Genomic DNA, 12,616 nt, shown 5'->3' on the forward strand with positions numbered 1-12,616 from the left:
GCGGTTCGCCCGCTCTTTTACCGGACGGGAGATTGGGAGGGGCTGCGGTGAAAAGTCAATCCGCCGTCGCAAAGGGCCGGATCGGCACGCCGCGCGGCAGGACGGCAAGCACCTTGAACAGTTCGCCCATGGCCTGCGGGCCAGCGAGACGCTCGACGTCTTCGGTGATCTTGTCGCGGGCCGCCTGGTCGCCATCGGCACCAAGCCGGCCGGCGCGCTCGAGAATCCCCATGCCGAGCAGGAAATTGCCTTGCGTCGACAGATGCGCGTCGAGGCCATGCGCGCGCACGGTGGCGGCAAGGGCGGCGAAATCGACATGCGAGGTGAGATCTGCCTCACCGGGATTGGCCAGCACATCTTCGTGATTGTGCCGACGCAAGGCCTGCAGCGTGTCGCCGACACCTGGCCGCAGATGGCCGTAGTCGAGAAACAGCCCGGCGCCGCCGCTTCGGGCAATACGCTGGGCAATGGCGGCCATCAGGGCGGCGCGGGTGGGCGCGACCTCGACGATCGCGCCCTGCGGCGCTTCAGCCGCATCCACGGGCAGCAGGGTCGAGTCGATCGAGCCGGCGCCGGCGAAGAAACAAAGGGCGTCCCCGTCGTCGAGGCCGACCATGCGCTCGCGCCACCCGGTGCCGGCACGGACGAACTGGCGAATCGGCACGGCGTCGAACAATTCATTGCCGACGATGAGCAGCGGCTGATCGGGCAGGGTCTCGATGGTCGAGTGCCAGCCGATCGCGAAAGGTGTCGCGCCCAGCGCCTGCTTCTGGATTTCAGCCAGGCGCGGACTGGTCTCGATCATGGCGAAGGCGGCGCCATTGGCCAGGGCCGGGTCGAGCCGCGACAGGGTGCGCAGCATGTCCTTCATCAGCGTGCCGCGGCCCGGGCCGATCTCGGCGATGGTGACCGGCATCGGCCGGCCAATCGCTGCCCAGGCCTGGTAGAGCCAGACGGCGACGAGTTCGCCGAACATCTGGCTGATCTCCGGCGCGGTGACGAAGTCGCCGGCGGCGCCGAAGGGCTCGCGTGTCGTGTAGTAGCCGTCCGCGGGGTCGAACAGGCACATCGCCATGTATTCGTTGACGGGAAGGGGGCCGAGTGCCTCGATCAGGTCGACTATGCGGGTCTTCAGCCGCGTCATGTCGCCTGCGGCTGCGCTTGCTTCACCGGCTTGGCCGTCGCCATCGCCCAGATGCCGGCCAGCACCATCGGCGTCGACAGGATCATGCCCATGGTCAGCCAGTTGGTGCCGAGGAGGTAGCCGAGCTGCTGGTCGGGCTCACGGAAGAACTCGACGAAGATGCGCGACAGGCCATAGCCGCAGATGAAGGCGCCGCCGACGAAGCGCGGCGTCTTCAGCTTGAGGCGCGAATGGGTGAGGATGCGCAGCACGATAAACAGCACCAGGCCTTCGAGCAGGGCCTCGTAGAGCTGGCTCGGATGGCGGGTGAACGGCCCGCCATTGGGGAATTCTATTGCCCAGGGCACATCCGTCGGCCGGCCCCAGAGCTCGGAATTGATGAAGTTGGCGACGCGCACCAGGCCGAGCCCAACCGGCACGCCGGCGGCCACGACATCGAACAGCGACCAGGTGCGGATGCCGCGCTTGATGGAAAACAGCGTCATGGCGAGGATGACGCCGAGCAGGCCGCCATGGAACGACATGCCGCCTTGCCAGACGGCGAAGATGTCGAGCGGATGCGCGATGTAGCGCGCCAGATCGTAGAAGAGCACGTAGCCGGTGCGCCCGCCGAGCACGACGCCGATGGCCGCCCAGACGATGAAATCGTCGAGGTCCTCCGGCTTCATCGGAAGGATACCGTCGGGCCACAGTTTCGGGTTGGCGGCAAGCCGCTTGGCATACCACCAGGCAAACAGGATCCCGACGATGTAGCCGACGCCGTACCAATGCACCGCCAGCGGCCCGATCTGGATGAGGATCGGGTTGATGTTGGGGAAGGGCAACGAGGCCAGCGGCAGCAGGAAATATTCGTTCAACGGGGAGCTCTCGGTTGCGGTCGCATTCGGGCGCGGACCATGCGGCAGGGTTTTGGCAGGGTCAAGGCAAGCCGGTCGCCGTCAAGTGCCGCGACGGATCATCCTTGCGAGCCATCGCACCGTGGGTGGTGGTTCAACCCTTGGCGGCCAGCCACTGCCGCAATGCGTCGTTGATCCTGTCCTGCCAGCCGGGACCGTCTTCCTGGAAATGATCGAGCACGGCCCGGTCGATCCGGATCGAGACAAGCTCACGCACATTCGGCGCGGTCGAGGGTTCGCGAATGGGTGCTGCCGGCTTCTTGGCCGGCTTGAAGGCCGCTTCGGCGGCTGCCATCGGATTTGTCGGTCGGCGCGGGGGCGTTGCCATTGGGTGACCTTGACTGGAGCGTGCTGCAGCACTGCGTGATGACTACACAGTAGGCGATTTGGCGCCCTCAAGTACAGCTTGCGGCCATTTGAAAACTTGGCGCAGACATGGCATCGCCATGCGCTATAGCAACGCAGAGGGCGTACCAGCCCTCAACGTTCTTGCATTCGGCGCTCCGCGCCACTACGTCATTTCGAGCAAGCGAGGATTTGCCATGTCGACCGGACCGAACCGCATTCTCGATGAATTCGCCAAGCTGATGACCGATGCCGCGGGTGCCGCGCAAGGCGTTCGCCGCGAGGTGGAGACCGCCTTCAAGGGCCAGGCGGAGCGCATCCTCAATTCGATGGACGTGGTGCAGCGCGAGGAATTCGAGGCCGCGCGCGAGATGGCCGCCAAGGCCCGGGACGAGAATACCAGGCTTGCCGCCCGCATCGAAGCGCTCGAGGCGAAGCTCGCCGAACTCGCCGGTGATGCCGCACCAGCGGCGGCGGCGAAGCCCCGCGCAAAAAAATAATCGTTAAACTTTTCCACATAGTCCGATCCTGAAAATCGCTTTGCCGTGAATCGCTTAACGGCATTGCATGAATCTTTGTGACAGCGCCTTTCCACATGCGAATGACGCAGTGCGAAAAATTGGGCTGTTCACGCGACTCCCGATCAATAGACTGAATTTGTTGCATGATTCGGAGCAGGGTCATGCGGCCGGGCGGTGGGGTCCGGTCTGGGGTCTTTGCGTCGAGAAGTAGTCTTTAGCGCGAAGAAAGTCCTGGCCGTCCGAGTTCTAGATCAGATTGTTCGTTGTGTGTGCCCTCCCGCGGAGCGTGTGGCGGCGCTCCTCAGAACGACAGGAAGCATTCCATGGAACTTCTCGAACTCGAATTCTCCCGCGAAATCCATCCGGTGGATGTTATCGAGCAGGTGGCCCACAACAATGACTGGTCCTTCGAACGGGCCGGCGACGATGAAATTTCGATCTCGGTCGCAGGCAGCTGGACCGACTATCACGTCTCCTTCTCCTGGATGGAGGATTTCGAGGCGCTGCATCTGGCCTGCGCCTTCGACATCAAGGTGCCGGAGACCCGGGCGCTGGAAGTGATGCGGCTGTTGTCGCTGATCAACGAGCAGATGCTGTTCGGCCATTTCGACCTCTGGGAGCAGGAGGGCGCGATCATGTTCCGCCAGTCGCTGCTTTTGGCCGGCGGCGTCGAGCCGTCGAGCCAGCAGGTCGAGGTGCTTCTGTCCTCGGCGCTTGAGGCCTGCGAATGCTATTTCCAGGCCTTCCAGTTCGTCGTCTGGTCGGGAACGTCGGCCAAGGATGCACTGGCCGGCGTGCTGTTCGAGACCTACGGCAACGCCTAGAGCCGGCAGGCAGAGACATGGGTTCGAGCAGCGAGCGTAAACCTGAGATCAGTTTTGCCGATTTCGATCGTGTCGACATTCGTGCCGGCACAATCGTCGAAGCCGAACCGTTTCCGGAAGCGCGCAAGCCTGCCTTCAAGCTGAAGATCGATTTCGGACCTGACATCGGCATCAAGAAGTCGTCGGCGCAGATCACCAAATATTATACGCCGCAAACGCTGGTCGGCCGGCAGGTCTTCGCCGTGGTGAATTTCCCGCCGCGCCAGATCGGCCCGTTCATGTCGGAAGTGCTGACGCTTGGTTTTCCCGACGAGGAGGGCGCCGTCGTGCTGGGCGCCATCGAGCGCAAGGTGCCGGACGGCGGGCGGCTGTTTTAAGATTTTCGAGCAAACCCGGACGCAACTTCGCCAGGCGTGCTTAAAGGAACCTCGCTGCGCGCAGCGCCGCCAGCAAGCCGCGGCAGGCGCCATCACGGCGCCGCGGCCGGCCGGGTCGACGCGATAGCTGGAGGCCGAAACGCGCCGAGAATGGTTCCGACCGCTGCCGCCGAGAGCACGAGGTGCAGAACGTCGAACGGCCAGGCGAGTCCGAAATGCATCAGCATAAGGGTTAAGAAGGAGGGCGACGCGGCATTCGCGGGGATGAGGATCAAGCCCACAGCCAGGATCAGCCCATATTTGAGTATGGCAACGATTCCGAGAATGATGAACATTATGGCGACGAAACGCAGATGATTGCCGTTGAGCGCACGCCAGCATCCGATCGGATCAAATGATCCCGTCCAGAAAAAATCGCCGACAAAGACATATGTCCAGGCAAGGACGAAACCACCCGCGAACACGTTGAAGGCTCCCATCGCCGACGTCCAAGGCGCGACGTCTTCGGGGCTGAGCGGCAGGTCATGTGTGGCGAGCAGGCCGGCAACAAGCAGTCTGTGTTCGCCGGCGACCGCAAAGCCGCAGAGAAGCTGGATGGCCGCGAGAAGCAACGCAGCCAGAAGAATCCGCCGGCCGAGTTCAAAGCGCATGCCCGGGATGGCGAAGTGTTTGGCGCTTTCAATGCCGCGACGAATAACGACACGGCCAGGCTCGGGCGCGTTCGCCATGCGGTCCAGAACGAACGCAAGGACCATCGCCGAGAACGGCGCGGGAACAATCAGAGAAAGCCACGGCCTGGGGTCAACGCCTCGCGATAGAAGCCAGAGAAGCCAGGCGGGGGCCCGCCCCTCGGCAAAAAGAACAAGAGCAAGCACCGTCAGACAGAGCGTCGTCAGAAAGCAGGGAAACCAGGCGGCCACGAAGAGCGGCCAGGCATTCGCGCGACAATAACCCAGCACCCTCGCAACGGTCTTGCTTATGCGCAAGACACGTCGCTTCGGCGATACGGCAGGCGCTTGGTCCAGCGTTGAAATCGGCGTCAATCCCGCAGGAACTACGCTAGGAATAATGCACCGCAAGGGACTGTCGCACAAGCTCTCGCAAGGAGTGCGCTCGCGGGTCAAAGCCCGCCGGCGCAAGATCTTCCGGTGCATCTCAACAACTTCATGCGGAAGACTTGCCCAAAGGCATTGGCAAGTTGTCGAAGCTTCGGCTTTCCTGAGGAAAGCGCAGGTGTGGCCGCATTGAGAAGGCCAACGTAACTGTCAACGTCAGGCCGCCAGCTTGCGCGTCCTGCCGAGCGCTTCCTCGACCGTGTCGAGAAACATTTCCGCACAGGCTTTCCAGCTGTAGCGCATGGCGCGTTCTCGCGCCTGGGCGCGGTCGACCTTAAGCGCGGCGAGCGCGGCTTCGCGCAAGTCGTTGGAGACCGCGCCGCCAAAGCCGTCGCCGACGATGTCGATCGGCCCGGTCACCGGATAGGCGGCGACCGGCGTGCCGCTGGCCAGCGCCTCGATGATGACATTGCCGAAGGTGTCGGTGCGGCTGGGGAAGACGAAGACATCGGCCGAGGCATAGATCTCGGCCAGTTCGTCATTGGGACGATGGCCGAGGAAATGCGCGTTGGGGTAGCGGGACTTGAGCTTGGCAAGCTCCGGTCCCTCACCGACGATCACCTTGCTGCCGGGCAAGTCGAGGTCGAGGAAGGCGGAGAGGTTCTTCTCGATGGCGACGCGGCCGACGCAGAGGAAAACCGGGCCGGGGAAGCCGAGGTCCTTACGCTTGTCCGGGCGGAAATGATCGGTGTCGACGCCGCGCGTCCATGGTCTCAGCTTGTTGAAGCCACGCGCTGAAAGGTCATCGGCGAGCGACTGGGTGGCCACCAGCGTGCCCTGACCGGAATTGTGGAAATCGCGCAGCCAGCGATAGGCCCAGCTCTCCGGCACCGGCAGGCGGGCGCTGAGATATTCGGGAAAGCGCGTGTGATAGCTGGTGGTGAACGGCCGGCCGGCATTGCGGCAATAGCGCCGCGCCATGATGCCCAGCGGTCCTTCGGTGACGATGTGGATGTGGTCGGCCTTGTAGGTGTCGATCAGGCGCGCGACATGGCCTGGCGTGGTCAGCGCCAGCCTGATGTCGGGGTAGGTCGGCAGGGGCAGCGTGCGAAAGATGTTGGGTGTCAGGAAATCCACCGCGACGTCGAAGGATTTTAGCGTTTCGGTGAGCCGCTCAAGCGTGTGGACGACGCCGTTGACTTGCGGGCGCCAGGCGTCGGTGACCATCAATATGCGCATGGCGGCCCTTTGCTGGAAAGGTCGACGGTTGCCTTGAGACGATGCCTGAACGGCGACCAGCCGGCGGCCCTCGCTTCGCTCCAGCGCACCCGGATGGGCACGGAATCGAAGTGAGGCGGCAAGGCCGAATCAAGTGATGTCGCGCGTTTCATGCGCGCTCTTCACCATGATTTCATGACGAGCGGATGAAGCCTGATGCTTTGCTTGCCACCTGGACCAGCCTAGGCCGGAACCTTGATCACCGCGCGCAGGCCGCCGAGCGGGCTGTCGCCGAGGGTGATGTCGCCGCCATGGCTGCGGGCGATGTCGCGGGCGATCGACAGGCCGAGGCCGGTGCCGCTGGCATCGAGGTTGCGGGCTTCGTCGAGCCGCACGAAGGGCTTGAACACGTCCTCGCGCCTGTCGGCTGGAATGCCGGGGCCATTGTCGTCGACTGTGACCACGAGCGAGCCACGGCCGTGATCGGCGCTGACCTCCACTGTCTTGGCATAGCGGAAGGCGTTGCCGATGACGTTGGACAACAGCCGCGCAAAGGCGTTCGGCCGCACATGTACGGTCGGATCACCGGAAAGCGTCGTCGACAGCTTGCATTTGCGCAAGGCGGCTTCGTCGCTGAGCTTCTGGAAATAGGCTTCGAGATCGAAACGTCCAGGGTCCTCCGAGGCTTCGCCGCGGGCAAAGGCCAGATAGCCTTCCAGCATCGACTGCATGTCATCGATATCCTGGTTGAGCGCCGCCTTGGTCTCGGTCTTGCCGCCGGCCAGCGCCAGTTGCAGCTTGAAGCGGGTGAGGATGGTCCTGAGATCGTGGCTGACACCCGTCAGCATGGCGGTGCGCTGGTCTATCTGGCGCTCGATACGTTCGCGCATCTGGATGAAGGCAAAGCCGGCGCGGCGAACCTCCTCGGCGCCGCGCGGGCGAAAATCGCGCGGCATCGGCCGGCCCTTGCCGAAGCTTTCGGCGGCCTCGGCAAGCGTCAGGATCGGCCGGATCTGGTTGCGCAGGAACGGGATGGCGATCATCAGCAGCACCAGCGAGGTGCCGACCATCCAGATCAGGAAGATGTGGGTGTTGGAGGCGTAGGCCTGGCTGCGGCGCACGAAGACGCGCAGCACCTTGTTCTCAAGCTGGACGCGCACCTCGACGATGTTGGAATTGCCGACCGTGTCGATCCAGAACGGCCGGTTGATCTGGCGGGTGATCTCGGCCGAGAGAACGTCGTCGAGGATCGAGAAGAACGGTTTGGGGCCGGGCGGTGGCAAAGGATCCGGCGGCAGCAGGTCGACCTTCAGCTGCATGCGGTCCTGGGCGATGCGGATGACGTTGGCGTAGTCAGCGTCGTGCGGGTAGGTCTCGATCAGGTCGATGATGGCGGCGATGTCGCGCACGGTGGCCTGCGACAGGCGCTGCGTCACCGTTGCCCAATGGCGCTCCATGAAGACGAAGGCGACTACCGATTGCAAAAGGATCATCGGCGCAATGACGATGATCAGCGAGCGCGCATAAAGGCGCTTGGGCATGTAAAGCGAAACGAGGCGCCAGAACCGGTTCCAGATGCGCGGCACCGCCTTGAGCGTTCGCTTGGCGCGTGCGCTCAAGCCGTCAGGTCCCGGCCCTTCCAGTTCCGTCGTTGCCATTGGCTCTTTTCATTTCGCCCGCGGCCCTCGATCAGGATGACGCTTCCGTTGAATCGTCTTCCTGATCTAACTCTTTGTTGGAGCATGATCTTTTCCGAAAAACGGTTCCCACTTTTCGGAATCATGCTCTAGAGCCGCGGCCGGTATTCTATTCCACGCTGAGCCGATACCCAATACCGCGCACGGTCTGCAGCCAGACAGGATTGGACGGATCGCGCTCGATCTTGCGGCGCAGCCGGTTGATCTGCACGTCGATGGTGCGCTCGCCGACTTCTGAATCGTCACCGACCAGTTCGTGGCGCGGGATGGTCTCGCCGGCCCGCGCGGCAAAGATCGCCAGGATCTCCTGCTCGCGATCGGTCAGTTTCAGCGCCTCGCCGCCGCGCTTCAGTTCACGCCTGGCGATCTGGAACGTGTAGGGGCCGAAGACCAGCTGTTCGACCTTGGGCGTCGTCGCCGGGCCGCCGCGGCGCAGGATGTTGTTGATGCGCAGGATCAGCTCGCGCGGGTCGAAGGGTTTTGGCAGATAGTCGTCGGCGCCGGCCTCGAGCCCCAGGATGCGGCTGTCGGTTTCCGAAAGCGCGGTCAGCATCAGGATCGGCACGTTCTTTTCGGCGCGCAGCGATTTGGTGAGATCGACGCCGCTTTCGCCGGGCATCATGACGTCGAGCACAAGCAGGTCGAAGTCGAGGCCGGCGAGCTTGCGCCTGGCCTCGCCGGCATTGCCGGCGACGGTTACGCGAAAGCCGTTTTCGGTCAGATACTGTTTGAGAAGATTGCGGATGCGGGTGTCGTCGTCGACCACGAGCAGATGCGGCGCGTCGTCGTCCGGTGCGGCCGCCTGATCGACCCTCTCAGTGCTCTCCATGGCTTTTTCCTGACATTTTTGCGGACCCAACGTCGATCTGAGCTCTCAGTTCCGGATTGACCATCGCTTCGAGGAAGCGTTCCACCAAGGCCCGTTCGGTGGCGCCTGAATCTTCCAATGCAGCACGGATGCGGCGTGACTGTGGCCGCGCCAGGGCCAGCGCCAGCGCGCGGCCCTTGGCGGTGGGATAAAGTTCGCGCTGGCGGCGGTCGCGCGGACCTTGCAATTGCACGACATGGTCGGTGTCGATCAGCTGCTTCAGCACGCGCGCCAGGCTCTGCTTGGTGATTTTCAGCACGTCGAGCAGTTCGGCGACCGTCAGACCCGGCCGGCGGTTGACGAAATGCAGCACCCTATGGTGGGCACGGCCGAAGCCATAGTCGGCCAGGATCTGATCGGGATCGGAGGTGAAGTCGCGATAGGCAAAGAAGAACAGTTCGATGATGGCGAAGTCTATGCCGTCCTCGACTGACATCGCGGTCCTGATCGGCTTTCCGGCGGCTGGGCTTCGATCCGGCATCATTTCTCCATGGGAACGGGAGATTATGTCAGTACTATTGACGTAATTTCCCTGCAATGGTAATTTTTGACAAGCTTTTGGGCGGATTGCGAACGAAAAGGCAAGGCAGGCCGGTTTTTCCGGAACTTCCTGAGTTTGCCAGAGCGCGATTATCCGCCTACGCTTCGCAACACCGGCCGGCGTCTTCAATCACACGGCACGGCCAAAAAGAACACGCTACGACACTAAGGATATGCGGGCCGCGACCCGCGGGAGGTTACCATGGCATCCGTTCCCTTCGATCAACTGGACGGCTTCATCTGGATGAATGGCGAATTCGTTGCGTGGGGCGACGCCAAGATCCATGTTCTGACGCACGGTCTGCATTACGCCAGCGCGGTCTTCGAGGGCGAGCGCGCTTATGGCGGGGAGATCTTCAAGCTCAACGAGCACACCGAACGCCTGCATGAATCGGCGCGCCTGCTTGGCTTCAAGATTCCCTATTCGGTCGCCGAGCTCAACGACGCCTCGACCACGCTGCTGAAGAAGCAAGGATTCCAGGACGCCTATGTCAGGCCGATCGCCTGGCGCGGCAGCGAGCAGATGGGCGTTTCGGCGCAGAACAACCGCATCAACGTCGCCATCGCCATCTGGCAGTGGCCGAGCTATTTCGATCCGGCGCAGAAGCTGAAAGGCATCCGCCTCGATGTCGCGGAATGGCGCCGGCCCGACCCGCGCACGGCGCCGTCGAAGTCGAAGGCCGCCGGCCTCTACATGATCTGCACCATGTCCAAGCACGCCGCCGAAGCAAAAGGCTATGCCGACGCCATGATGCTCGACTGGCGCGGCCAGGTCGCCGAGGCAACTGGCGCCAACATATTCTTCGTCAAGGACGGCAAGATCCATACGCCCAAGCCCGATTGCTTCCTCGACGGCATCACCCGCCGCACGGTCATTGGGCTCGCCAGGGACCGTGGGCTGGAAGTGATCGAACGCGCCATCCTTCCGGAAGAACTCGAAGGCTTCGAACAATGCTTCCTGACTGGAACGGCGGCGGAAGTAACGCCGGTTTCTGAGATCGGCCCTTACCGATTCGAGGTTGGCGAAATCGCCAAGAACCTCATGAATGACTATTCTGCCGCCGTTCAGCCGAAGCACGCGATCGCCGCAGAATAACGATAGTCACAGCTTTTCGCGCAAGCAGGGGCGGTTTTCGGGCCGCCCTTTTTATTTCAGCGTTTCTGCATTTGACTTTCAGTCAATTCGGCGTCTCATGATGGTGTCGGCCCGGGAGGCTGGCAGCTATGGAGGGACTAATCATATGGACATGAACACGCTTCTTCCGATCATTGTGCAGGTGATTACGGGTATCATCGGTGGTCAGGCGGTCGGTGTTGCGCTCAAGAACGCGGCGATGGGCCAGCTTCCCAAAATCCTGGGTGGCGCCATTGGCGGTGTTGGCGGCGCGGCGATCCTCGGCAGCCTGCTTGGCCACGGCGCGGTCGATCCGGCGGCGGCGGCCGCAGCGACGAGCGGTCTCGGCAGTGCACTCAACCTCGACAACATCGTCGGCGGCGCCGGCGGCGGCGCGATCCTGACCGGCATCATCGGCGCGGTCATGGGCGCCATGAAGAAGTAAGTCTGACGGTCTCAGGTTTGTTCAAATGGGCGGCTTCGGCCGCCCATTTCTGTTTCTGCAATGACTGACTGTTCGTCTTTCGAAGGGTGGACGCCCTTCATTCTCGCCTCTACATCACCGCGTGAACATCGAAAGGACGAACATGGGTCAGCTCAATGCCGGCATCGTGCCGGTCACACCGTTTCAGCAGAACTGCACCATCCTGTTCGACATGGACGACAAGCACGGCGTCGTCGTCGATCCGGGCGGCGACATCGACAAGGTGCTGGCGGTGCTGAAGGACAATGCTATCACGGCCGAGGCGATCTGGATCACGCACGGCCATATCGACCATGCCGGCGGCGCCATGGAGCTGAAGGAAGCGCTCGGCCTCGAAATCATCGGCCCACATGCAGCCGACAGGCCCTTGCTCGACAATCTGGAGAAACAGGGCAGGCTCTACGGCATTGCCGGCGCGCGCAACTGCGTGCCCGACCGGTTCCTCACCGAAGGCGAGACGGTGTCGTTCGGCGGCCATTTGTTCGAGGTGCTGCATTGTCCTGGCCACGCGCCCGGCCATGTCGTCTACTACAACCGCGCGTCCAAGTTCGCCCATGTCGGCGACGTGCTGTTCCGCGGCTCGGTCGGCCGCACCGACCTGCCGGGCGGCGACCATGCAACGCTGATCGCCTCGATCAAGGAGAAGCTCTTGCCGCTTGGCGACGACATCGGCTTCATCTGCGGCCACGGCCCTGGCGGCCGTTTCGGCGAGGAGCGCAGGACCAATCCGTTTCTTGTCTAGGGATCAGCACCCTCGACACGAAGTGGTAGGGTCAAACAAAAAAGCGCTGGCCTTGCGGTCAGCGCTTTTTGTTTGGGGCAGGGAAGCCCTAGGCGCTTTCGCGCTTCGGGATTTCGTTTGGTGCAAGTCGTTATCCCAAAACCGCTGCGCACCCTCGGGTCAGGCCCGAGGGCATGCTTTTGGGCGACATGCACTCAGTTGGCAGTGCAGAAATGCTGCTCGCCATCATTGCCGGTGAAGGTGCCGGTGCGGGAGTTGAAGCTGCGGTAGCGGTCCGAGCAGTACTCGTACCAGTCACGCGTCCACGGCTCGGCATAGCGATCGGCATAAACCACCCGAGGCTCCACATAATAGCGGCGGACCGGTGCCGGGCGGATCCGGACGTCACGGTCGTAGTAACCGTCATCGTAGTAGCGGTCAGCGTCAGGCGGGGGCTGGTCATTGGCCAGGGCGCCACCGATCAGGGCACCGGCGGCAAGGCCGAGCACACCGGCGGCAATGGCGTCGCCATTGCCGTGGTGGCGGTGATGGCGCCATTCATCGGCATTGGCTGCGGGCAAGGCCACCAGCATGGTGGCCGCCACGGCGGCGGACAGCACGGCAGTCTTGAAAATTCTGTTCATCTTGGTCTCCTTCGTACCGGACCGTGCAGTTTTGCAGTGGATGCGGTCCGGCTTTACCCAAGACTAATATGCGACCGTGGCTGAACGGAGGCTGAACGGATTTCGACCTGCCGGCTAAGAGGGGGCGCCAAAAACCGGGCTCTGATCGAGCTGGGCTGCCCCGCTGGG

The 12,616-nt window shown here is 62.8% G+C and carries 15 protein-coding genes; 6 read left to right on the forward strand and 9 right to left on the reverse strand.

What is annotated here, in order from left to right; all coding sequences use genetic code 11:
• Nucleotides 1-55 precede the first annotated feature (55 nt).
• From ACWGS8_RS05905 to ACWGS8_RS05915, 3 genes are all read right to left on the reverse strand, one after another.
• Nucleotides 56-1,144, reverse strand: coding sequence for a class I SAM-dependent methyltransferase (locus ACWGS8_RS05905; RefSeq protein ID WP_454580020.1), 1,089 nt, complete (start codon nt 1,142-1,144; stop codon nt 56-58).
• Nucleotides 1,141-2,001 carry a prolipoprotein diacylglyceryl transferase gene (gene lgt, locus ACWGS8_RS05910; protein WP_454580021.1) on the reverse strand — a complete coding sequence of 287 codons (861 nt, stop codon included), beginning with the start codon at nt 1,999-2,001 and terminating at the stop codon, nt 1,141-1,143. Before lgt ends, ACWGS8_RS05905 begins: the two co-directional genes overlap by 4 nt.
• 133 nt (nt 2,002-2,134) lie before the next feature.
• The gene (locus tag ACWGS8_RS05915) at nt 2,135-2,368 is read right to left on the reverse strand and encodes a BrnA antitoxin family protein (protein ID WP_454580022.1); all 234 of its coding nucleotides are present in this window, start codon (nt 2,366-2,368) and stop codon (nt 2,135-2,137) included.
• A gap of 214 nt (nt 2,369-2,582) precedes the next feature.
• Between ACWGS8_RS05915 and ACWGS8_RS05920 the strand changes: the two genes are divergently transcribed.
• The 3 genes from ACWGS8_RS05920 to ACWGS8_RS05930 all read left to right on the forward strand — a co-directional run bounded on the left by ACWGS8_RS05920 (nt 2,583) and on the right by ACWGS8_RS05930 (nt 4,107).
• The gene (locus ACWGS8_RS05920) at nt 2,583-2,885 is read left to right on the forward strand and encodes an accessory factor UbiK family protein (RefSeq protein ID WP_454580023.1); all 303 of its coding nucleotides are present in this window, start codon (nt 2,583-2,585) and stop codon (nt 2,883-2,885) included.
• 344 nt (nt 2,886-3,229) lie between these two features.
• Nucleotides 3,230-3,730 carry a type III secretion system chaperone family protein gene (locus ACWGS8_RS05925; RefSeq protein WP_013893499.1) on the forward strand — a complete coding sequence of 167 codons (501 nt, stop codon included), beginning with the start codon at nt 3,230-3,232 and terminating at the stop codon, nt 3,728-3,730.
• 17 nt (nt 3,731-3,747) lie between these two features.
• Nucleotides 3,748-4,107 carry a tRNA-binding protein gene (locus ACWGS8_RS05930; protein ID WP_454580024.1) on the forward strand — a complete coding sequence of 120 codons (360 nt, stop codon included), beginning with the start codon at nt 3,748-3,750 and terminating at the stop codon, nt 4,105-4,107.
• Nucleotides 4,108-4,199: 92 nt separating this feature from the next.
• Here the strand turns inward: ACWGS8_RS05930 and ACWGS8_RS05935 are convergent, their stop codons facing one another.
• From ACWGS8_RS05935 to ACWGS8_RS05955, 5 genes are all read right to left on the reverse strand, one after another.
• Entirely contained in the window at nt 4,200-5,093 is an 894-nt protein-coding gene (locus ACWGS8_RS05935) for a hypothetical protein (protein ID WP_454580025.1), read from the reverse strand.
• A 285-nt stretch (nt 5,094-5,378) separates the two neighbouring features.
• Nucleotides 5,379-6,401, reverse strand: a complete 1,023-nt coding sequence (locus ACWGS8_RS05940; RefSeq protein ID WP_454580026.1) for a glycosyltransferase family 4 protein — start codon at nt 6,399-6,401, stop codon at nt 5,379-5,381.
• A 221-nt stretch (nt 6,402-6,622) separates the two neighbouring features.
• Complete coding sequence (locus tag ACWGS8_RS05945; RefSeq protein WP_454580027.1) at nt 6,623-8,038, reverse strand: ATP-binding protein; 1,416 nt, start codon at nt 8,036-8,038, stop codon at nt 6,623-6,625.
• A gap of 148 nt (nt 8,039-8,186) precedes the next feature.
• Nucleotides 8,187-8,906: a response regulator gene (locus ACWGS8_RS05950; protein ID WP_019860633.1), complete on the reverse strand. Its 720-nt coding sequence runs from the start codon at nt 8,904-8,906 to the stop codon at nt 8,187-8,189.
• Complete coding sequence (locus ACWGS8_RS05955; protein WP_454580028.1) at nt 8,893-9,426, reverse strand: MarR family winged helix-turn-helix transcriptional regulator; 534 nt, start codon at nt 9,424-9,426, stop codon at nt 8,893-8,895. The genes ACWGS8_RS05950 and ACWGS8_RS05955 overlap by 14 nt, the downstream gene beginning before the upstream one ends.
• Nucleotides 9,427-9,687: 261 nt before the next feature.
• Between ACWGS8_RS05955 and ACWGS8_RS05960 the strand changes: the two genes are divergently transcribed.
• From ACWGS8_RS05960 to ACWGS8_RS05970, 3 genes are all read left to right on the forward strand, one after another.
• Complete coding sequence (locus ACWGS8_RS05960) at nt 9,688-10,581, forward strand: branched-chain amino acid aminotransferase (protein ID WP_010911087.1); 894 nt, start codon at nt 9,688-9,690, stop codon at nt 10,579-10,581.
• Between the two features lie 145 nt (nt 10,582-10,726).
• Entirely contained in the window at nt 10,727-11,044 is a 318-nt protein-coding gene (locus ACWGS8_RS05965) for a hypothetical protein (protein WP_143973360.1), read from the forward strand.
• Between the two features lie 142 nt (nt 11,045-11,186).
• Nucleotides 11,187-11,825: an MBL fold metallo-hydrolase gene (locus tag ACWGS8_RS05970; RefSeq protein WP_454580029.1), complete on the forward strand. Its 639-nt coding sequence runs from the start codon at nt 11,187-11,189 to the stop codon at nt 11,823-11,825.
• 194 nt (nt 11,826-12,019) lie between these two features.
• Here ACWGS8_RS05970 and ACWGS8_RS05975 read toward each other — a convergent pair whose 3' ends face one another.
• Entirely contained in the window at nt 12,020-12,448 is a 429-nt protein-coding gene (locus ACWGS8_RS05975) for a BA14K family protein (protein ID WP_454580030.1), read from the reverse strand.
• Nucleotides 12,449-12,616 lie beyond the last annotated feature (168 nt).

This window comes from Mesorhizobium sp. 43Arga, from assembly GCF_053714255.1.